A 20,457-nucleotide genomic window follows, 5' to 3' on the forward strand; every position below is an offset into this window, starting at 1 on the left:
AAAGGTAGCAGCCCGTGCCGGGCGCGTCGTTTATTGAAGCAGCTCGAGCAGACCGCGGGCGTCGCTCTGATGTTCCAGACCGAGAACGAAATCCCTTATGGCGTCGACCTTTGGGGCAGGCAGAGCCATGCCGGCAAGGTCGGCATATTTGCCGATGAGCCGCTCGTCACTCAGCGGGTTCTGCGGTCCTCCGAGAGGGAATTCGACGATCAGGCGATGACGTGCGCCATCGGCGGTCACGATGGTAATCGCCGGCTCGTCCTCATCCTTCATTTCCGGATCAATCCGAACGGCGATGCGATCGAGCAAAGGTCCGATCTCTGGCGCCGACCACGCTGCCTCTTTCAATTCGGCAAGGAAGACCTTGCCGTAGCGCAGCCGGGCAGCAAGCGCATAGGGCAGGCTCATCTGTGCCTGCGCGCGGGACTCGACGACCTTGCCACCGCACATGCCATATTGGAAGCGGCTGATATCGACCTCGATCGCAGCAATCTCGCCGGCCGTGAGCCCGTGGCGTTGCAGCAGGAGGTCGAGCGCATCGATCGCCGCATGGGTGCCGCGGCAGGTCGCGTGCGGCTTGATCGAGCAGCGATTGAGCCGCCAGTTCACTCCGAAATCCTGAACCAGTGCTGCCGGGTCACCCCGTCCGGCACCGAAGGTCGCAAAGAAGCTTCCCCAGCGATCCGCCTCGAAGACGCTATCCGGCCCCTCGAAACCTCTCTTTGCCAGATATGCGGCCATCAAGCCGCCTTCGGCGGCGCGACCGGCATGGAGCTTCTTGGCCGAGCTGCCATTGTGAATGAAAGCCCATGTACCACCGGCAAAGGAGCAGGCGTTACCCATCGCCGACGCCAGCGCCTCGCTATCGAGGTTCAGCATGGCACCGACGGCGGCGGCGGCGCCAAACGCGCCGCAGGTTCCGGTGGAATGCCATCCGAGACCATTATGCTCTTCATATCCGCCGACTGCTTCCAGCACGCGACGGCCGACCTCGTAACCAAGGAGGACACTGCGCAGCAGATCTGCTCCGCTGAAGGAATGGTCGAGATCACCGAGTGCCGCGAGCACTGCGGGCAAAACGACGGCACCGGAATGATCGCAGCCGCCGCTATCATCCAGCTCATAGGCATGGGCCGAGACGCCATTGACGAGAGCGGCAGTTCTTGCGTCCGCTGACAATGGTAATCCCCAGAGTGGCGAACGCCCTGCCGTGCCGCGAAGGCTGAGCATTTCCAGCATCGCTCCGGTTTCTCCCGACGCCGATCCAGCGATAGCGGCGCCGAGCGTATCGAGGATATGAAGCTTCGCCTTATGGATCGTCTGGCTCGGGAAAGCATCGAAGCGCGTTGCGCAGACGTGCCCGGCAAGGGTGCGGGTCAGATTATCGCTCACCGGCCTGCTCCTCGCTGACATAGGCGTCATAGACGTTGATCGGATGCTCGGCTGGCGCGACGATGCTCTTGCCACCATGCCAACGGGCAACCTCGGCAGCCGTCGCCAGCCAGACATCATCGAAGCTGCTTATGTGGCGCAGCAATTCCTCGACCAGGGCGATCCGGCCGGGTGTTCCCGTCCATTCGGGCCGAAGCTGCAGCACGTAACAGAGCCCGTATTTCCGATAGGCGTCGAATTCGGAAATCCAATTGGCAAGCACCGCCTCATAGGAGGGGATACGGCCCTGCCCCTTGGGAAAAGAAGGGGTGAAATTGAACTGGAAATAGGGCCGGTCCTCGAGCTCGATATGGACAGGGATTTCCACCAGCGACGACGAATGACTGTAGGGCATGTCGTCACCGTTTAGCGATGCCGACCAGGAATAGCCTGCTTCCAGCAACAACCGGTCGAAATGGCGCGGCCAATTGCCTGCCGGCAGCCGGAAGCCGGAGACGTCTTTCGATGCAATCGAGTTCAGTCTATCGCGGCTGCGCTTGAGGAGCTCGATAGCAGCGGATGCCTCAAGGGCATCGTAGCGTTCGAAGGCCCAGCCGTGGCTTTCGATCTCGTGATGTTCGGCGACGACATCGCGAAGAAGTTGCTCGTGTTTCTCCGCGACGATGCCGGGTACGAACCAGCTCGTCGATATGCCGGCGGCGGCAAACGCATTGCAAAGGCGTTCGACGCCACGCGTGGCACCATATTGCCAAACGGAAAAGCTCTTGCTGCGCGCTGCCAGATCAGGCGCCTGCGCAATCGCATCAAGCCCGTCATCGAAGATCACAGAGACGACGGCGGCGCATCTCTTGCCCTGCGGCCAGAAGGTTTCGGAAGCCGTGTTGCTCATGCCACGATCTCCGGATTTTGCGCGATCCACCATTTTGCGATCTCAGCGCAATGCGTCGCCCAGACGCTATCGCCATGCGCGGTGATGGCTTGGAAAAGGCCTTCCAGAATTGCCAGCCGGCCAGGCTTGGCGCAGACTTTCGGGTGCAGGATCGTCGTCCAGCATAGCCCTTCGCGGTGATAGCCTTCGAATTCGGCGCACCAGTTTCTTTGAACGTCGGCATAGGCCGAGATGCGGTCGAGGCCGATGGGGAAGTCCGGCTCCTCGCTGTAGGCAAGGGCCGTATAGTCGTCGATATCCCAACGCCCGGGGATTTCGACAAGGCCACGCCCTTGAGGCGTCTTGTGGAAATAGGGCCGGTCGTCGCCACGCATCGAACTCGAATAGATCACGCCGAATTCGTGCAGCAGTTCAGCCGTTTCCTCGCTCCAGTCGCCCGAAGGCGTGCGGAAGCCGACCGGCGTCACGCCCAGCCGCGTGCGGAAGATGTCGCGGGAGCGCGCCATGATATCGAGCTGCTGCTGCCGGCTGCAATCGATGAAGACCTCATGATAATGGCCGTGATAGGCAATCTCGTGCCCGTCTTTAAGGATGCGTTCGCACGGCAATGGCCAGTGCTCGACCACCCAGGTCGGCACGAAGAACGTCGCCTTGAGCCCGTATTCGCCAAGCAGATCCAGCAGCCGCGGCAGGGCACGCCATGGTCCATAGGCACCTTGCGTGAAGTAGCGCGGATTGGACAATAGCGAACCGTCGAGCATCGCGTCGCCGGTGGGTCCATCGACATCGAAGGCAAGCGCCACCGCCGACTGCCGGCCTTGCGGCCAGAGGCGAGGCATCGACGACGTCATGGGTACGGTCTTGGCAGTCATGGGACTTTGCATGCGCTTTCAGCTGTATTTGGGACGCAAGCATCCATCCCGGAACGCGGTAACGTCCCGGCCGGTAGGTGCGTTGATGGTAAAGGGAAGCGCCGCTATCGCTGCGGCGCTTCTTCTGTGTCTTACTTGACGCCGTTCACCACAGCCTTCGGCACGGCATTGTGGACAAGGCCCCACTTCTTGAGGATCTCGTCATAGGTCCCGTCCTTGATGACGGCGTCGAAGGCTCCGGCGACGGCATCGCGGAGTGCGGTATTGTCCTTCTTGAAGGCAATGCCGAAGGTGTCGTTGCTGAGCAGCGGCTCGCCGACCAGCTTGTAGGTGTCGGGCTCAAGGCGCATCTGGTAGGCGATCGTCTCGATACCCTGGACGACCGCGTCATAGCGACCCTGCTTCATGCCGAGGCGGGCAGCGTTCGAATCCGCAGTGCCCTCGAACTTGATGGCCGGCTTGCCCTTGCCTTCGCAATTGGCAGCACTCCAGGCTTTGACGTTATCACCGAAGGAGGTGCTGCGGCTTCCCGCAACCGTCTTGCCGCACAGATCGACGGGCTGCTTGTAGGTCTCAGCATTGGCGTTGACGGTAAAGAGGATCGGACCGCTGGTGATGTAATCGACGAAGTCCATGCTCGCCTGACGCTTCACGTTGTCGCTCATGCCGGAAATGATCGTGTCGGCGCGGCCGGTCTGAAGGCCGCTCTGCAGTTCCTGGAAGGCCGAGGTCACGAAGACGGTCGTCAGATTGAGCTTCCTTGCGATGGCATTCGCCAGATCGACGTCGAAACCGTCGATCGTGCCGGTATCCGGGTTAACGAACTCCATCGGCGGATAGATCGGGTTGGTCATGATGCGCAGCTCGCCATCCTTGAGCAGATTCAGGCTCGAATCCGCGGAGGCGGCGGTTGCAGCGAGGGATAGCAAGGCGACTGAGGCGGCAAGACGAATGAGTTTCATAAAATGTTCCTCTGATGATTTTGCTTCAGGGTTCTTGTTGTTAAAGCACCGCAGAGATGAAGTTCTTCACTCTGGGATTCCGGGGGTTTTCAAGGATCTCGCTTGGCGTTCCGGTCTCGACGATCATGCCGGCATCCATGAAGACGACACGATCGGCCACCTCGCGGCAGAAGCCGATCTCATGCGTGACGACGATCATCGTCGTCCCCGAGGCCGCGAGTTCCTTCATGACGCCAAGGACTTCACCGACCAGTTCGGGGTCCAGAGCGGACGTCGGCTCGTCGAACAGCATCGCCTTCGGCTTCATCGCCAGCGCCCTTGCAATGGCGATGCGCTGCTGCTGGCCGCCGGAAAGCTCGCCAGGATAGGAGCCTGCCTTGTCCGCCAGGCCGACGCGTTCGAGAAGAACGCGCGCTTCGGCAATGCAGTCCCGCTTCGGCCGTCCCTGAACACCGACAGGGCCCTCGATGATATTCTGCAGCACCGTGCGATGCGGAAAGAGATGAAATTTCTGGAAGACCATGCCGACCGCCTGCCGTTGGCGGGCAATTTCGCGGTCGGCGAGCGGAAACAGCCGGTTGCCGTCGCGGCGATAACCGGCGATCTCGCCGTCGACCAGGACGTAACCGGCATCGATCTGTTCGAGCTGATTGATGCAGCGCAGGAAGGTGCTCTTGCCCGAACCCGATGGCCCGATGACGCAGACCACTTCACCCTTCTTGATCTCGAACTCGATGTCTTTCAGGACATGAAACGTGCCGAAATATTTCTGCAGGCCGTGTGCCGTGATGATCGCGTCCATCAGCCTGCCTCCCCGACCAAGGTCTGGTTCGTGGCCTGCTGGGCGGACGCATCACGCCTGCCCCAGCCCTTCGAGAAGTGCCGTTCAATATAGATCTGTCCAATACTCAGGACGGTAACGACAACCATGTACCAGATGGCCGCGACGATCAGCAGCTCGATGACGCGCGAGTTGACATAGTAGATGTCCTCGACGTTTTTCAGCACCTCGGAATATTGGATGACGCTTGCAAGCGAGGTCAACTTGACCATGCCGATGGTCTCGTTGCCGATGGGCGGCACGATGACGCGCATGGCCTGCGGCAGGACGATCTTGAGCGTTGCGCGCAGTTTCGTCATGCCGATCGATTGCGCCGCCTCCATCTGCCCCTTGTCGATCGACAGAAGGCCGGCACGGACGACTTCCGCAGTATAGGCACCCTGCTGGATGCCAAGGCCGAGAAGTGCGGCGACGAACGGGGTCATGACCTCGACAGTGCGGATCGACCAGAGCCCGGGAATACCGATCGTTGGGAAAATCAAGGCGAGATTGAACCAGAGCAAGAGCTGGAGCAGCGCCGGCGTGCCGCGAAACAGCCAGACGTAACCGACCGAAATACTGCGCAGAACCGGATTGTCGGACATGCGCATGATGGCCGCCACAACACCGAGGACGATGCCGACCAGCATGGCGCAGATCGTCATGATGATGGTGTTAGCAACGCCTTGCAGGACGGCTCTGGTAAAGAGATTGTCCGAGACATAGCTCCAGGCAATATCTCCCTTCCAGAAGGCTCTCGCCAACAGAAGCAGCAGGATGATGCAGACCGCCGCCATGATCTTTGTGCCGATTTTTCGTTGCGGCACGATCACAAGCGCATTCACGTCGAGTGGCGCTGAGTTGCTCAAATTCCGGTTCCCTGAGCTCGTTTGTGAGCTTCAATCTTGTAGTGGAAGAAGCTTACGTTGGTTTCGAAATCATCCACAAACGAGATTTGAACATGCGATTTATGCTCTTTACGCATAAATGAGGCAGGGAAGCTGTGGTTTTTGGCGGTGGCTGAGCAAGCTGGATCGCGGCCCATATGCGCGTTGCCGCTGAGCAGTCCGAAGAGAGCGTCGCCGGGAGGCGGCTTGTGGTATCCGCTGACCGTTAGATCTTCCGGACCTTGCGACTACCGGTCTTTGCGCCCGCCGGGGCGGCAACGGATGCGCGCTTTACAAGCGAGCATTCGAGCTTGGTAACCGGATATCGCCGCTCCCGCGGCAGCACTGCGGTTTCCAGATGCTCGATCGCCCATTGCCCCATGGCCATATGCGGGAGAACCGAAGTCGTCAAAGGCGGCACGAGATGACGGCATATGTCCTCGTCGTCATAGCCCATGACCGACATGTCCTGCGGAATATGAAGCCCGGCTTCCTTGAGCGCCTCGTAGCAACCGATGGCAGTGCGGTCATTCTGACAGAAGATGGCTGTCGGACGTTCGGCAAGAGCAAGCAATTTCATCGTCGCGGAATAGCCGGCGCTGGCCGACCAGTCGCCCTCTATGACCAGTTCCGGATCGAAGGGGATATCTGCGGTCGCCAAGGCCCGGCGATAGCCGGTCAGTCGATCCTGCGCCGCCTGCATCCACGGCTCGCCGGTAATGGTCGCAATCCGGTGGTGGCCATGAGAGATCAAATGCCGGGTCGCTGTCTGACCTCCGGCTATCTCGCTCGGAACAACGGCGGGAAAGGCGTAGTCGGAAGTGTAGCAATTGAGGAGAACGATCGGAATATTGAGATCGTAGAGATAATCCGGCACCTCCACTTCGCGGGTGAAGATCGTCATGTAGATGAGAGCCGAGATCCCGCTATTGCTGAGCGCCTTTATGGTCCTCGGCTCCATGATCGGATCACTCATGGTCTGCGCAACTAGGAGAACATTTCCGGCGTTCCAGGAGGCTTGTCGCGCACCTTCGATGGCAACGACAGCTTCAGGGCTGGTCGCCAACTGGTCGACGGCAAAGCCGATAACGCCATCCAGCTTGGCGGGTGACAGAAGCGCCGGCGGCATTGACAGCACCGGTGCAGCATAGCCGAGTTGTCGAGCCGCCTCGATAACCCTCTCGCGTGTTTGCTGCGACAGGCGCATGCCAGGGGTGTTGTTCAACACAAAGGATACGGCGCTCTGCGAGCACCCGGCTGCCTTGGCAATATCGGTCATCGTCACCCTATTGCCCGGACGGCGGCCGTTTCGCTTCGATGCCCTGTTGTCTTCGGCCGTCATATTGCCGTTTGCGGCCGGTATTTTGCTCATAATAAAGTCTCGTCTCCCTGAAGCGAAGCCTGCCAGATCCCCACGGCCACCTTCACGCGCTAATATTTATTATCATCATTGGGCCGATCTCGGCAACAGGCTCAGATGGAAATGCGACCGCACACACAATTCTTTTCGGCATAAGGCTCGATAACTGCTGCAGATATCGATCTCGCCGCTGTCGTGTCGCCGTAGGAGTACTAATTTGTATTACTAATTCTATTTACTAATCGAAATTAGTCGTATACCGTCGCGCTTGTGGTTGGACGCACCTTATCTCGCTTGGCGAGAGGCCCTAGGAGGGGGTGAAGGACGGTCTGCCGCGAATTGAAACTGGATCCCGACAGCGGGTCTATGGGAGGATTGTCATGAAGTACCTTACACGGGGCGCTGCCACCATCGCGGCAGGGCTATTGCTGAGCTATGCAACGGCGTCCTACGCCGCCGACAAGCCGACACTGGCATTTGTGGTCAACGGCGCATCCGACTTCTGGAAGGCAGCAGAAGCCGGCGTCAAGAAGGCCCAGGCTGAACTGCCGGACTTCAATCTGGAACTGAAATATCCCGAGCAGTCTTCGGTCGCGATCCAGCAACGCCTGATGGAAGACCTTGTGTCAGCCGGCGTCAAAGGGATCATGGTTTCGGCCGTCGATCCCAAGACCTCGACGGACGGCTTGAACAAGATCGGCTCCCAGACAGCGCTGTTTACCACCGATAGCGATGCACCGGATACGAACCGCGTCGCCTATATCGGCTCCTCGAACGTCGACGCCGGCAAGCAGGCCGCCGAGATCGCCAAGAAAGCCATGCCAAACGGGGGCAAATGCATCGGCTTTGTGGGTCTTCTCGGCGCCGACAATGCCAAGGAGCGCATCCAGGGCATGAAGGATGGCATCGCCGGCACGAAGATCGACCTTGTCGACGTTCGTGGCGACGATATCGACCAGACCCGCGCCAAGAAGAATGTCGAGGACGCACTCGTTGCCAGCCCTGACGTCACCTGCATGGTCGGCTTCTATTCCTACAACACGCCGCGCATCTACGAAGCGCTTCGCGAAGCAGGCAAGCTTGGCCAGATCACCGTCGTCGGCTTCGATGACGATCCGATCACGCTCGGCGGCGTCAAGGAAGGCACGATTGCCGGCACCGTGGTGCAGCAGCCCTATCTCTGGGCCTATCAGGGCATGAAGCTGATGGCTGCCTATCTCAAGGGCGACAAATCGGGCATTCCCGACAAAAAGCTGATCATCATCCCCACGAAGATCATCGGCAAGGATGACGTGGATGCCTATGCCGCGAACCTGAAGTCGATGGCCGGCAACTAAAAGTCATTCTGCGGCAGCGCCGGCTTCGAGGGCCGGCGCTGCTGTACCGTGATTGCGCACGACGCATCGGCTTTTCGAGCCTCATCGTATGGGTCCCATATTCGTCATGAACCAGCAATCGGATGCATTGGTATCGATGGAAGCCACCACGCCGTTTCTCAGCCTTTCAGGAATTGGCAAGACCTATCCCGGTGTCGTGGCGCTCGATAATTTCTCGATGGATGTCAATCCCGGCGAGGTGATCGGCCTTGTCGGCGAGAATGGCGCCGGCAAATCGACACTCATGAAAATCCTCGGAGGCGTGGTCAAACCCGACCGCGGCGCCATTCGGCTTGATGGAACCGAGCACGAGGCATTCACCGTCGAGAGCAGCATTGCTTCCGGTATCGCCTTCGTCCATCAGGAGCTCAATCTCTTCGACAACCTCGACGTTGCGGCCAACATCTTCCTCGGGCGCGAGCCCCTGCGCGGCGGCCTTATGAAGCTTGTCGACCGCGATCGCCTGCGAACGATGGTCGCGCTCCTTTTGAAACGCGTCGGCGCGAATTTTTCGCCGGATACGCCTGTATCGTCGCTATCCCTGGCCCAACAGCAGATGGTCGAGATCGCCAAAGCATTGTCGATCAACGCCCGCCTCGTCATTCTCGATGAGCCGACATCCAGCCTGCCGCTCGCCGAGACCGAAAAGCTCCTGACCGTCATTTCCTCGCTCAGGGCGGATGGCATCAGCGTCATCTTCATTTCGCATCGCCTGCATGAGGTCGAGCGCGTTGCCGATCGCGTTCTCGTCCTGCGCGATGGAACGCTCGCAGGCACTTTGCCGAAAGACTCGATCGACCACGACCGCATGGTAAAATTAATGATCGGCCGCGCTCTGACAGCACGCGATGCGGAGCCGGCCCGCCCGCCGGGCGATGTAGCACTGAAAGTCTCCGCCATCCGCACCGCCGCCCATCCGACCCGCCCGGTCGATCTCGATATCAGATATGGCGAAATCCTCGGGCTCGCCGGCCTTGTCGGCGCGGGACGCACCGAGCTAGCCCGCGTTCTTTTCGGCATCGACAGGAGTTATGGGGGTGGCACCACCACGCTCGATGGCCGAGATATAAGGATTACCTCCGCCAGGGAAGCGGTCGCCAACGGCATCTTCCTGGTCCCCGAAGATCGCAAGCTCAGCGGCATCCTGCTGGACCTGCCGATCTCGCAGAATATTTCCCTGCCCAATCTGCCTGCCTTTGCGCGTCGCTTCATGGTGTCGACAGGTCAGGAGAACACCGTCGCCGAAACCCAGCGCAGACAGCTCAGCATCAAGGCACCCTCGATTTCGACACGCACGGGAACGCTTTCAGGCGGAAACCAGCAGAAGGTCGTTCTGGCCAAATGGCTGTCGATGCGCCCGAAGGTCCTGATCTTCGACGAGCCGACCCGAGGCATCGATATCGGTGCCAAGAATGAAATCTACAGCCTGATGCGTAAACTTGCGGATGCGGGCGTCGCGATCCTGATGATCTCGAGCGACATGGAGGAGGTCATCGGCGTCTCCGACCGTATCGCCGTCATGCATGAGGGCCAGATCGCCGGCATTCTCGACAAGGATCAGTTCAGTCAGGAAAACGTGCTTTTGCTGGCCGTTGGTAAAACAGTACACTAACGGCTGCGGCCAATAGGAATTGAAATCGATGAGTAAGAAAGACGTAGGCCTGCTCCTCTTGATCATCGTCGTCGGCATCGTCGTGACGATCATCAATCCGCGCTTCCTGCTGCCGATCAACCTGGCGAATACCTCCAATCTGATCGGCCTTTTCGGGATACTGTCGATCGGGCAGGCCTTCGTCATCATAACGGGCGGCATCGAGCTTTCGGTCGGGTCGCTGGTCGCCCTGCTCGGCGTATTGTTCATCGATTTCATTGCCGTGCAGAACGTGCCCTGGGCCGTCGCATTGCCGCTCATCCTGATCCTCGGCGGCCTGTTGGGCGGCATCCATGGCTGGCTCATTACGCGGCTTAATCTTCAGCCCTTCGTCGTCACGCTTTGCGGCCTGCTGATCTATCGCGGCGCGGCGCGTTTCTACACGGCCGATGGTACGGCAGGCTTCGCTTTCGGCCAGAATTTCCCTTCCCTCGAATTCCTGACCGCCGGCCGCTTTTACGGCGTACCCACAACCTTCATAGCGCTCCTGATCATCGCCGCTATCATGTGGGTCGTCCTGCATCGCTCGGTCTATGGGCGTTATCTCTACGCCATCGGCAAGAATGAGGAAGCCGCAAAGTATTCCGGCATCCGCACCTCCAAGATGGTGATGATTTCCTACGTCATATGCGGCGTTCTGACGGCTCTGTCAGCGATCTATTTCGCGATGTATACGCGCTCGATCTCGCCGGCGAGCCATGGGCAGTTCTATGAACTCTATGCCATCGCGGCAGCGGTGCTCGGCGGCTTCTCTCTGCGCGGCGGCGAAGGCTCCCTGATCGGCGTGGTACTCGGCACGATCCTGCTGCAGGAACTGCAGAACCTCGTCAATCTGCTCGGCATCCCCTCTTCACTCAACTTCGCCGTCATGGGCGGGGTGATCCTGATCGGCGTGCTGATCGATCAGCAGTGGAGCGCAATCCGCGCGCAGCGGAGCCTGGTATCCGCGGCCCGTCAGGCAGATGTGCGGCAGCCCGCTGAATAGGCCTCGTTTGACGGCTATGCCTTGACGTCCTGACCACAGGCACGAGGCAGAAGCCGACCGCATGATCAGATGACTGCCAGCTTCTTGATCCACGCCTCGACCTCGTCGCCGCTGCTCATATCGGCTTGCACCAGCCCATCGATCATGAAGGTGGGGGAAACGTGAATGCCGTTCTGCCGGGCATATTTGCAATGCCACTTTATCTCGCGGTCGAGATCGGGGATCGAGAACGCTTCCTTCAGCTGAATACCGCTATAATTTTCCAGGCGCTCGATCAGCTGGTTCGGCGTCACATCCATGTTGGGTCCACCGGCATGGCGTGCAAACTCGAATTCCTCGCGATGCGCGGCAATCGCAGCCATCACCTTTTTCGCCGTCTCCTTACCGCCCGCAAGCGTCGAAGCGGCAAGGATGCAGCGCACCAAGACACCGGAATACATATGCCATGGCTGCGACTGCAGGCGGACCTTGATGGTGACCCTATCTTCACCAGCCTGTTCCAGTAGGGCGTCGAGCTTGTTGAACGCCTTGACCGAATATGGGCAAGTCGGCTCCAGGAAAACTTCGAAAACGCGGGAGCCATGGCCCCAGCTTAGTGGATCTGCGCGCCAGGTCACATCGGTCATGCTGTTTCCTTGCCTCTCTGTCGGGGGAATCATCCATAGCATCGCATAATCGCTTGGGAATTATCCAGCGGCCAGGGAGTGCAATATTCTCCCAATTCAGCGTGCTGTTGCGGCTCGGCTCGTGCGGGATACTACCGGTCCAATTGGTGCCAGCAGCGTTAGCCCGTCAACCGGCGGCCGCACCCGGTCTATCTAAATTGGAACATTGCCCATAGCCCGGCGTTAGCTCCATGAGGCCGCAGGTTGTGCCAAGCGGACGCGATGGCGCCGAAGAATATGGAGATTTTTCCGCTTTCTCTCCATAGCCAACGAAACGGCAGACGAGCTTCTTACCCATCCGACCTGTGGCCTCTTCGATACTCACGCACAAGGGAGATGAAGATGGATGACCCCATGAAACTATATCGTCTGGTTCCGACGGCCGCCGACAATGACCCCAATTGGCTTGGCGGAAAATCGCACGGCGAAGTTCTGGTGGCAGCTCGAACCGCAGGCGATGCCCGTGTGGTCGCGGCCGAAAGAGAACTGGATTTCATGGAAATCGATGCCGTGCCCGCGGAGGACAAGACGACCAAAATGGCAAGCGTCTTTCGCAACGAGAAACTCTACACCGTCATCGAGGTGAATAATGGCAAGCAATATCACCACCGCGGCGTCATCGCCGGCACGATTAGCGTCGACACGATCATTTCGACACAGGTTTGATGAGCCACATCAAAGGGGACGATGGAGCCTGCCCAAATGCCGCGGTGTCCTGCTGACTGCCGTCATCGTCGCCGCCGTTTCATCGACCGTAGCATTTGCGCAGCCGGCGGCGGACAATGATCGCTGCAAGGCTGGCAATTCTGGCCGGCAGGCCAAAACCGAACAGGCTGTGCCGGCACCCGATAGCAACTCCAGCGACAAGCTGAAGGATTGCGACGGCGTGCTGAAGCCGCCGGTTGTCGGCGATAGCGCGTTGGAAAAACCGGCGCCAAAGGTCGGTAGAACCCCGGTCATCAAACCAGGCGACAATCAGAACGGACAGCAAAACGATCAGCAGCCCGGCAACTAATATTCGGACATCGCCGCTATCCGGGCGGAGTACAAAGACGCCGGCGGGCCGACGCCGCTAGATTGTCAATGCACCGGTGCCGACTCCGGCTCCCCGTCGGGCACATCTTGCTTGCGATGGTCGGCAGCCAGCACCATGTAGACCGCAGGCACTACGAAAAGCGTGAAAAGCGTACCGATGGCCAGCCCGGTGGCGATCACCAGACCCATGTTGAAGCGGGAAGCAGCACCGGCACCGGTCGCCAAGATCAGCGGTATCACGCCCAGAACCATGGCGCCGGTCGTCATCAAGATCGGACGCAGTCGAATGCCGCAAGCGCCCTCGATCGCCTCGCGCTTGGATTTCCCCTGAGCCTGCAGCGTATTCGCCACCTCGACGATGAGGATGCCGTGCTTGCTGATCAGCCCCATGAGCGTCACCAAACCGACCTGCGTGTAGATGTTCATCGTCGCGCCGCCGATGCCAAGGCTGATGAAGGCGAGCGCACCTGCGATCGACATCGGCACCGAGACGAGAATGATGAACGGGTCTCGGAAACTGTTGAACTGGGCCGACAGCGCCAGAAAAACGATGATCAGCGCGAGAGCGAATGTGGTGGCCATGCCGCTCGATTCCTGCACGAACTGGCGCGACTGGCCGCCATAATCCACCGAGTAGCCTTGCGGCAATGTACGCGCCGCGATCGACTTGAGGGTTTCAAGCGCATCGCCGACGGCGACGCCCGGCGCCGGCACGCCGGAGATGGTGGCGGAGTTCAATTGCTGGAAGTGCGCGACTGAGCGCGGAGTCGCCTGCAGTTTCGCGGTCGCGATGGCCGAAAGCGGGATCTTAGAACCGTTCACGTTCGCGATCGGATAATTCATGATCTGATCGATCGTCTGACGCGAGCGTTGCTCCACCTGCGGAATGACCTGGTAGGAGCGGTTGTCGATACTGAAATAATTGACGTAGCCACCGCCGAGCATGGAGGAGAGCGCCGCACCGACGGTGTTCATATTTAGCCCAAGTGCCGATGCCTTGCTGCGATCAATCTGGATCGAATATTGCGGATTGTCGACGTAGAGATCCTTTGTCAGGAAGATGAACTGACCGGATTTCTGCGCTTCCTGCAGGAAGCCGCTGGACACTTCGTTGAGTTGCTCGAAGCCGCTGGTGCTGCCGATGGCGAATTGCACCGGTAGGCCGCTGGCGCCGGGTAGCGGCGGTATCTGGAAGACCACCGCCTGACCGCCGGCGATCTTTGCCAAGTCGGCCTGTACCAGTGGCTGCAGTTGGTCGGCTGTTCTGGTACGCTGGTCCCAAGGCTTCAGCACCATGCCTTCAAACGAGGTGCCTGGCACCTCAACCTGAAGGGTCTTGTCGGTTTCAGGAAAACTGTGGAAGATCTTAGTGACCTGGTCGGAACTGAGCAGCTTTTGTTGAAGCGTTGCGTTCGGAGCGTTGGTCACCTGTGCCGCCAGAAATCCCTGGTCCTCATTGGGAGCCAGTTCGTTCTTGGCGCTTGTGTAGAGGAAATAGATACTGCCGAGCACGATCGCGGCGAATACCAGCGCCACCGGTATGGTGTTCAAACTGCCGTGCAGCATTCGCACATAGGGCCGATGGATTTCCGAGAAGCGCCGATCGATGAAATCCGAGACGCGCTCTTCCCAACCGCTACGGTCGGTCAGGTGCGGCTTCAGGATGCGTGAGCACATCATCGGCGTCAGCGTCAGCGCGATGATCATCGAGACGGTTACGGCGCCAACCAGCGTAAAGGCGAATTCCGAAAAAAGCGCACCCGTCAGGCCGCCCTGGAAGCCGATCGGCACGTAGACGGCGATCAGCACGACGGTCATGGCCAGGATTGGCCCGACCAATTCATGCGCGGCATCCAGCGCCGCCCGCATCGGCGTCGCACCTTCCTCGATATGGCGGTTGACGTTCTCGACCACGATAATGGCGTCGTCGACCACAAGGCCGATTGCCAACACCAGGGCAAGCAAGGTCAAAAGGTTTATCGAGAAGCCGAAGATCAGCATCATCGCGAAGGTACCGACCAGCGATAGCGGTATGGCGACGATGGGAATGGCGACCGAACGTGGGGAACCGAGAAATGCGAACACCACGAAAATGACGATGACCAGAGCTTCGAGCAGGCTCTTCACGACCTCGTTGATCGACGTGGTGACGAAGACGCTGGAATCATAAACGATATAGCCCTGGAGCCCCTGCGGAAGCTGTTCCTGGATGCTCGGAAATACAGCGCGGACACCCGTGATCACGTCGAGCAGATTGGCCGTCGGCGCGATCTGGATGCCCATGAACACACCGTCCTGGCCATCAAATCCAATCTGGACGTCGGGGTTCTGAGATCCGAGCGCGACAGTGGCGACATCCTTCAAGCGAACGATCGAGGTGCCGATCTGCCTGACCACCATCTCGTTGAATTCGTCGACCGAATGCAGGTCGGTCCGTGCGGTTAGCACGGTCTGCGTCATCTGGCCGCGCGTCGTGCCGATACCGGAGATATAGTTGTTGGCTGCAAGTGCAGTCCCGACATCGCCGGCCGTCAACCCGTAAGCGGCGAGCTTGTCCGGCTGCAGCCACGCTCTCAACGCGAAGGTTCGCGCGCCGAGGATTTCGGCCGTCTGAACGCCATTGACCGCCTGCAATTTGGGCTGAACGACGCGCGTCAGATAGTCGGTGATCTGGTTGCTGGCGAGAACATCGCTGCGGAAGCCAATATACATCGCATCGATCGACTGGCCGATGGAGACCGACAAGATCGGCTGCTGCGTGCCCGTTGGCAGCTGATTGAGAACAGACGATATCTTGGCGCTGATTTCTGTCAACGCCGAGTCGGCGCTATAATTGAGGCGCAGGTTGACGGTGATGGTCGACGTACCGCTGGTGCTCGTCGAGGTCATGTAATCGATGCCATTCGACTGAGCGATGGCGTTTTCGAGCGGCGTCGTGATGAAGCCGGCGATGACGTCGGGTGCGGCACCGGGATAGGTTGTTGTCACCGTAACAACGGCATTCTGTGTCTGTGGATATTGGCGCACCGTCAGTGAGCGGAACGACTGGTAGCCGATCACGATAATCAACGCGCTCACCACCAGGGCAAGAACGGGGCGCCGGATGAAGATGTCGGTGATATTCATCGTCACGCCTCAGTTTGGATTTGCGGGATTAGCATTCGGGTCGTTCGACGGTTGTACGTCGTTGTTGATAATGACGGGCGAACCGTTGTTCAGTTTGAGCTGGCCGGAGGTCACAACGACATCACCCGCATTCACCCCCTTGGTCACCGCGATCTGATCGCCGCGCGCCTGCCCAGTGCTGACGAACTTCTGATTGGCGACGAGCTGCGGCTTCCCATCCGGTCCTTTACCCTTGTCGGTCACGATATAGACGACATTGCCGTAGGGATTGATGGCAACGGCGGTCTGCGGCAAGGAGATGTAGTTTTGCGGATCGCCGACCACGACGGACACATTGCCGAACATGCCGGGCAAAAGCTTGCGATCGTGATTGTCGAAAGTGGCACGAATGGTGATATTGCGGCTCTGGCTATCGACCAACGGACTGATTGCCGTGATCTTGCCATCAAAGGTCTGGGTGCCATAGGCGTCGACCGTTGCCGTTACCGCCTGCCCGACTTTCAGCTGCGACAGAGCCTGCTGTGGCATTGAGAAGTCAAACTGGATCGGGTCGAGCGATTGCAAGGTCACGACTGCCGTTCCGGCCGCCAGATATTGGCCGAGGCTGACAAGCTTGATGCCGAGATGCCCGTCAAAGGGTGCCCGGATCGAATATTGATCGATCAACGCCTGTTGCGACGCGGCCTGCGCCTGCGCAGATTTCAAGTTGGCGAGATCGCTGTCGACCTGGCTTTGCGCAATAGTGTTGGCCTTGATCAGTTTCGAGTCACGGTCATAGGCAATCTGCGCGTTCGCGGCCGACGCCTGGTATTGCTGCAAGGTCGCGATCTGCTGATCGGCGAGCAGTTGCACGATCAGATCGCCCTTCTTGACATCCTGGCCATCCTCAAAGCCGATCTTCTGAACAATGCCCTGGACCTGCGCCGAAAGGTTGGCGCCCTCGACAGCGTTAAAGCTGCCGATGGATTGCAACGTCGTCTGCCATGGGCTCGTTGCCGCCGTAATTGTCGAAACGGTCTGCGGCGGTGCCTTGAGGTTAGCCAGATAAGCCGCAATCATGCGGTTCTTGAATGCCTGAAAGCCGAAGATCCCGCCCAGGATCAGGCCTATGACGATCAGCATGATGACCATGCGTTTTATCATGTTAGCAGACTCTATTTTTCAGGGATGGGTCGGTACGAGATTTGATGGCATCGGCTCCGGCTAGGCTCACGGAAAACGCCTTTCCGTCGACATGCTCAGCACCGCGTCATTGCCGGCACTCAGGCTCGGCGTGACAGTCGATAACGATGCGGATTTATTGTGCCCATGTCGGCTGTCCTCAAACAAAGCGGACCAGTCAAACGTCATTGGCAGGCCTTTGTTTTGATTGAGCACAGGCTCTCCCGAGCACATTCACGATAACTGATTTATCATACCCAGACCACATCAAAGATGTCCTAAATTACGGCAATATGGTGTCCAAAAGATTACCTGCCCGCTTTGCATCCCTTGCTGGCAAGGCGCATCGCCTTGCCGCAATCTGCCTTGAGTGGAATGCTCAGATCACAACATCGCCACATGCTTATCGTCGCGGATACGCCGCACGGCAGACCGACATCACAGTATCGCGCAGCCAGCGATGGGCTGGATCGGCGTCCATGCGCGGATGCCATATTGCCGAAACCTTGAACTCCGGCATGGGCAGAGGAAGCTCGAAAGTCTGAAGCCCAGCCGTGGCGGCATGACCATCGGCCACGCCATTGCCAAAACAAGAGCGCGGTACGCGCGCGACCAGATCCGATTGCCGGGCGATCCGCATGGCGTCCGGATATCCCGGTACGACGACCATTATCGCGCGGCGAAGACCGAGCTGTTCCAGGGCGTCATCGATCGGTTTGACGAAATTGCCTTCCTGCGACGCGGCGACATGCTTGCAGGCCGCATATCTCTCGGGCGTGATTGCTGCTCCCGTCAGAAGTGGATGACCGATCCGGGCGACGCCGACAAGCTTGTCGTAGAACAGAAGCTGGGTGCGGATCTCGGGTGCGGAAGTTCCAAGCACCCCGATCTCCAGATCGATCAGGCCTTCGCGAAGCGGAAGCGCATCCTTGTCGGGTTTATAGGCGAACCGGAGGCAGACATTTGGTGCCGCGCGTGAAACCGCGGCGACCACCGGACCGGAGAGGAATTCCAGGAACGCCTCGTTGACCCGGATAGTAAAAGTCCGTTCCAGGGCGACCAGGTCTACCTCGGCAATTTGCGGCCGCAGAACCGCCCGCACATCCCGTGCAAGCTCGTGAACGTGATCGCGCAGCTCCGAGGCACGCGGTGTCGGCACAAGCCCGCGTCCGGCCCGGACGAGCAACGGATCACCTGTCGCTGCGCGAAGCCGCGTGAGTGTCCGGCTCATCGCCGAAGTGCTCAAGCCAAGCCGGCGGGCGGCGCCCGTCACACTGCCTTCGGCAAGCAGCACGTCCAGCGTAACAAGAAGATTCAGGTCAACATCCATATCGTTCATGAAAGGAGCCTATCGCACCTCGTCCGCCTGACATAGCGTTCGATGCAACTATATTTTGATTTTGATGCGTCTGGCGCCAATTGGCCGATTGCCCATATCTAGCGTGAACGAGCCAACGAAAGAGACTGACCCATGTCTACAAGCATTTCGAATACCCCTTCTGGCACAATCCTTCTGATTGGCGCATCTCGGGGTCTCGGCCTTGCGATGGCGAGCGAATTCCTGAAAAGAGGATGGAATGTCGTCGGTACTGTGCGGGCCGGCGGAGGCCGCACCAAGCTGCATGATCTCGCTGACGAATTCCAAGGGAGCGTCGAAATCGAGACCCTGGACATTTGCGAGCCGGATCAGGTCAAGGCCCTGCACGAGCGGCTGTCGGGACGAGTATTCGACATGCTGTTCGTCAATGCCGGCGTCACGAACAATCCGACCGAAACGATAGGCGAAGTGACGACGGACGAGTTCATCCGGGTGATGGTCACGAATGCGCTGAGCCCGATGCGGGTTCTCGAAAGCCTGGAGCAATACGTGCCTGCGACGGGCTTGATCGGCGTGATGTCATCCGGGCAAGGCAGCATCGCCAATAACAATGCCGGCCAACGCGAGGTCTATCGTGGCAGCAAGGCGGCGCTGAACATGTTCATGCGCAGCTTCGCGGCCCGTCACGCGGAGACATCGCGTGCCATGGCAATCATGGCCCCCGGCTGGGTCCGCACCGAGATGGGAGGGCCGGATGCAAAGCTCACCATCGAAGAAAGCATTCCGAGTCTGGTAGATGTGCTTCTTGCCAAGCAGGGAAGACCGGGTCTGGAATATCTCGATTATCTTGGCCGCACGGTGCCCTGGTGAAATTGTCTCGGCAAATCAACCTGCGGCGAGCGCGGCTTTGATCTCTCTAGTTCGGGCGGCCGATATGCTGAGCCATATCGAGCATCCGGTTCGAGAAGCCCCATTCGTTATCGTACCAGCCGAACACCCTCAGAAGACCGCCGGCGCCAAGCGACGTCTCGGGTCCGCTCAAAACAAGAGACTCCTGGCGGCCGCGCAGATCCGACGAGACCAGCGGCTTCTCGATCCAGCCCAATATCGGCGACGCCTCCGCAGCTTGCTTCAACGTCGCACGCATGGTGGCGAGGTCCGATACATGCCGAACTGCGACCGTGAGGTCGATTGCCGAGACACTGGCCGTCGGCACCCGGAGAGCCCGCGCCTCGATCAAGCCTGCGAGATGCGGAAGGACTTCGCCGACGATCGCATGGGCACTCGTGGTCGTCGGTACCATGGAAAGTGCGGCGGCACGGCTGCGGGCTAGATCGGAACGCGGTTGATCTATGGTCGGCTGGCTCGCCGTGTAGCAATGAATGGTGGTCATCTGGCCACCGATGATGCCGAATTCCTGGTCGACAATGCGCAAAAGCGGCGCCAGCGCATTTGTCGTGCAGGATGCGTTTGAAATCACGCTCTGATCGCTGAAGGCTTCCTCATTGGCGCCCAGCACCAGCGTGACATCGGCAGCAGCCGACGGGCCGGAAATCAGCACTCTCTTTGCCCCGGCTTCAATGCCGCGCAAAGCCACCGCACGGGAATTGGCGTGGCCGGTGCACTCCAAAAGGACGTCGACCCCTTGAAGGTCGAGCTTGCTGATGTCGGCCGCATGGTGAAACGGTATCGACACCCCACCGACCACGAGGGTCTGCTCGCGAAAGGAGACAGGCTCAGGCCATGGGCCGTAGACGCTGTCATATTCGAAGAGATAGGCGCATGTCTCCAGGGCTGCGATGTCGTTGATCAGGACCACTTCCATGTCACGACGATCGCGCAGGAGAATACGCAGGACCGAACGCCCGATCCTGCCAAACCCGTTAATTGCAATCCTCAACGGCCGGTTCGACATTCGACTTACACCCTTGCTCGACAATGCCGGAGGCCTGCAGTGT

General features: G+C 59.3%; 18 protein-coding genes. 6 read left to right on the top strand and 12 right to left on the bottom strand.

Translation table 11 applies throughout. The features are described from left to right. Positions 1-30: 30 nt before the first annotated feature. From ACQZ6F_RS26465 to ACQZ6F_RS26495, 7 genes are all read right to left on the bottom strand, one after another. Positions 31-1,392 carry an MmgE/PrpD family protein gene (locus tag ACQZ6F_RS26465; RefSeq protein ID WP_449094689.1) on the bottom strand — a complete coding sequence of 454 codons (1,362 nt, stop codon included), beginning with the start codon at positions 1,390-1,392 and terminating at the stop codon, positions 31-33. Further along, the gene (locus ACQZ6F_RS26470) at positions 1,382-2,281 is read right to left on the bottom strand and encodes a polysaccharide deacetylase family protein (RefSeq protein ID WP_449094690.1); all 900 of its coding nucleotides are present in this window, start codon (positions 2,279-2,281) and stop codon (positions 1,382-1,384) included. The genes ACQZ6F_RS26465 and ACQZ6F_RS26470 overlap by 11 nt, the downstream gene beginning before the upstream one ends. Continuing rightward, positions 2,278-3,153, bottom strand: a complete 876-nt coding sequence (locus ACQZ6F_RS26475) for a polysaccharide deacetylase family protein (RefSeq protein ID WP_449094691.1) — start codon at positions 3,151-3,153, stop codon at positions 2,278-2,280. The genes ACQZ6F_RS26470 and ACQZ6F_RS26475 overlap by 4 nt, the downstream gene beginning before the upstream one ends. Positions 3,154-3,284: 131 nt before the next feature. Then, on the bottom strand, positions 3,285-4,115 hold the full coding sequence (locus tag ACQZ6F_RS26480; RefSeq protein WP_449094692.1) for an ABC transporter substrate-binding protein: 831 nt from the start codon (positions 4,113-4,115) through the stop codon (positions 3,285-3,287). Between the two features lie 40 nt (positions 4,116-4,155). Next, positions 4,156-4,917, bottom strand: coding sequence for an amino acid ABC transporter ATP-binding protein (locus tag ACQZ6F_RS26485; protein WP_077467542.1), 762 nt, complete (start codon positions 4,915-4,917; stop codon positions 4,156-4,158). Then, on the bottom strand, positions 4,917-5,804 hold the full coding sequence (locus tag ACQZ6F_RS26490) for an amino acid ABC transporter permease (protein ID WP_141683844.1): 888 nt from the start codon (positions 5,802-5,804) through the stop codon (positions 4,917-4,919). Before ACQZ6F_RS26490 ends, ACQZ6F_RS26485 begins: the two co-directional genes overlap by 1 nt. A 244-nt stretch (positions 5,805-6,048) precedes the next feature. Beyond that, positions 6,049-7,164 carry a LacI family DNA-binding transcriptional regulator gene (locus tag ACQZ6F_RS26495; RefSeq protein ID WP_068399608.1) on the bottom strand — a complete coding sequence of 372 codons (1,116 nt, stop codon included), beginning with the start codon at positions 7,162-7,164 and terminating at the stop codon, positions 6,049-6,051. Positions 7,165-7,562: 398 nt separating this feature from the next. Between ACQZ6F_RS26495 and ACQZ6F_RS26500 the strand changes: the two genes are divergently transcribed. From ACQZ6F_RS26500 to ACQZ6F_RS26510, 3 genes are all read left to right on the top strand, one after another. Then, a complete protein-coding gene (locus ACQZ6F_RS26500) occupies positions 7,563-8,519 on the top strand; it encodes a sugar-binding protein (protein WP_068399077.1) in 957 nt (318 codons plus the stop codon). A 106-nt stretch (positions 8,520-8,625) separates the two neighbouring features. After that, positions 8,626-10,170, top strand: a complete 1,545-nt coding sequence (locus ACQZ6F_RS26505) for a sugar ABC transporter ATP-binding protein (RefSeq protein ID WP_449094693.1) — start codon at positions 8,626-8,628, stop codon at positions 10,168-10,170. Positions 10,171-10,198: 28 nt separating this feature from the next. Further along, on the top strand, positions 10,199-11,194 hold the full coding sequence (locus ACQZ6F_RS26510) for an ABC transporter permease (RefSeq protein ID WP_449094694.1): 996 nt from the start codon (positions 10,199-10,201) through the stop codon (positions 11,192-11,194). 65 nt (positions 11,195-11,259) lie between these two features. Here the strand turns inward: ACQZ6F_RS26510 and ACQZ6F_RS26515 are convergent, their stop codons facing one another. Then, on the bottom strand, positions 11,260-11,820 hold the full coding sequence (locus ACQZ6F_RS26515; RefSeq protein WP_449094695.1) for a DsbA family protein: 561 nt from the start codon (positions 11,818-11,820) through the stop codon (positions 11,260-11,262). Positions 11,821-12,213: 393 nt separating this feature from the next. On the opposite strand from ACQZ6F_RS26515, the gene ACQZ6F_RS26520 reads away from it, so the two are divergent. Together ACQZ6F_RS26520 and ACQZ6F_RS26525 are read left to right on the top strand one after the other, a co-directional pair. Further along, positions 12,214-12,525 carry a hypothetical protein gene (locus ACQZ6F_RS26520; RefSeq protein ID WP_449094696.1) on the top strand — a complete coding sequence of 104 codons (312 nt, stop codon included), beginning with the start codon at positions 12,214-12,216 and terminating at the stop codon, positions 12,523-12,525. 169 nt (positions 12,526-12,694) lie between these two features. Then, entirely contained in the window at positions 12,695-12,874 is a 180-nt protein-coding gene (locus ACQZ6F_RS26525) for a hypothetical protein (protein ID WP_449094697.1), read from the top strand. Between the two features lie 65 nt (positions 12,875-12,939). Here the strand turns inward: ACQZ6F_RS26525 and ACQZ6F_RS26530 are convergent, their stop codons facing one another. The 3 genes from ACQZ6F_RS26530 to ACQZ6F_RS26540 form a co-directional block, all read right to left on the bottom strand. Beyond that, complete coding sequence (locus tag ACQZ6F_RS26530) at positions 12,940-16,020, bottom strand: efflux RND transporter permease subunit (protein WP_449094698.1); 3,081 nt, start codon at positions 16,018-16,020, stop codon at positions 12,940-12,942. 9 nt (positions 16,021-16,029) lie between these two features. Next, the gene (locus tag ACQZ6F_RS26535) at positions 16,030-17,163 is read right to left on the bottom strand and encodes an efflux RND transporter periplasmic adaptor subunit (RefSeq protein ID WP_449094699.1); all 1,134 of its coding nucleotides are present in this window, start codon (positions 17,161-17,163) and stop codon (positions 16,030-16,032) included. A 421-nt stretch (positions 17,164-17,584) separates the two neighbouring features. Next, complete coding sequence (locus tag ACQZ6F_RS26540; RefSeq protein WP_449094700.1) at positions 17,585-18,520, bottom strand: LysR family transcriptional regulator; 936 nt, start codon at positions 18,518-18,520, stop codon at positions 17,585-17,587. A 132-nt stretch (positions 18,521-18,652) separates the two neighbouring features. Here ACQZ6F_RS26540 and ACQZ6F_RS26545 point away from each other — a divergent pair, with 132 nt between their 5' ends. Beyond that, a complete protein-coding gene (locus tag ACQZ6F_RS26545) occupies positions 18,653-19,369 on the top strand; it encodes an SDR family NAD(P)-dependent oxidoreductase (RefSeq protein ID WP_449094701.1) in 717 nt (238 codons plus the stop codon). Positions 19,370-19,415: 46 nt separating this feature from the next. On the opposite strand, the gene ACQZ6F_RS26550 is transcribed toward ACQZ6F_RS26545, so the two are convergent. Further along, entirely contained in the window at positions 19,416-20,399 is a 984-nt protein-coding gene (locus ACQZ6F_RS26550) for a type I glyceraldehyde-3-phosphate dehydrogenase (protein ID WP_449094702.1), read from the bottom strand. Positions 20,400-20,457: the final 58 nt, after the last annotated feature.

It is taken from the genome of Rhizobium sp. A22-96, from assembly GCF_053521805.1.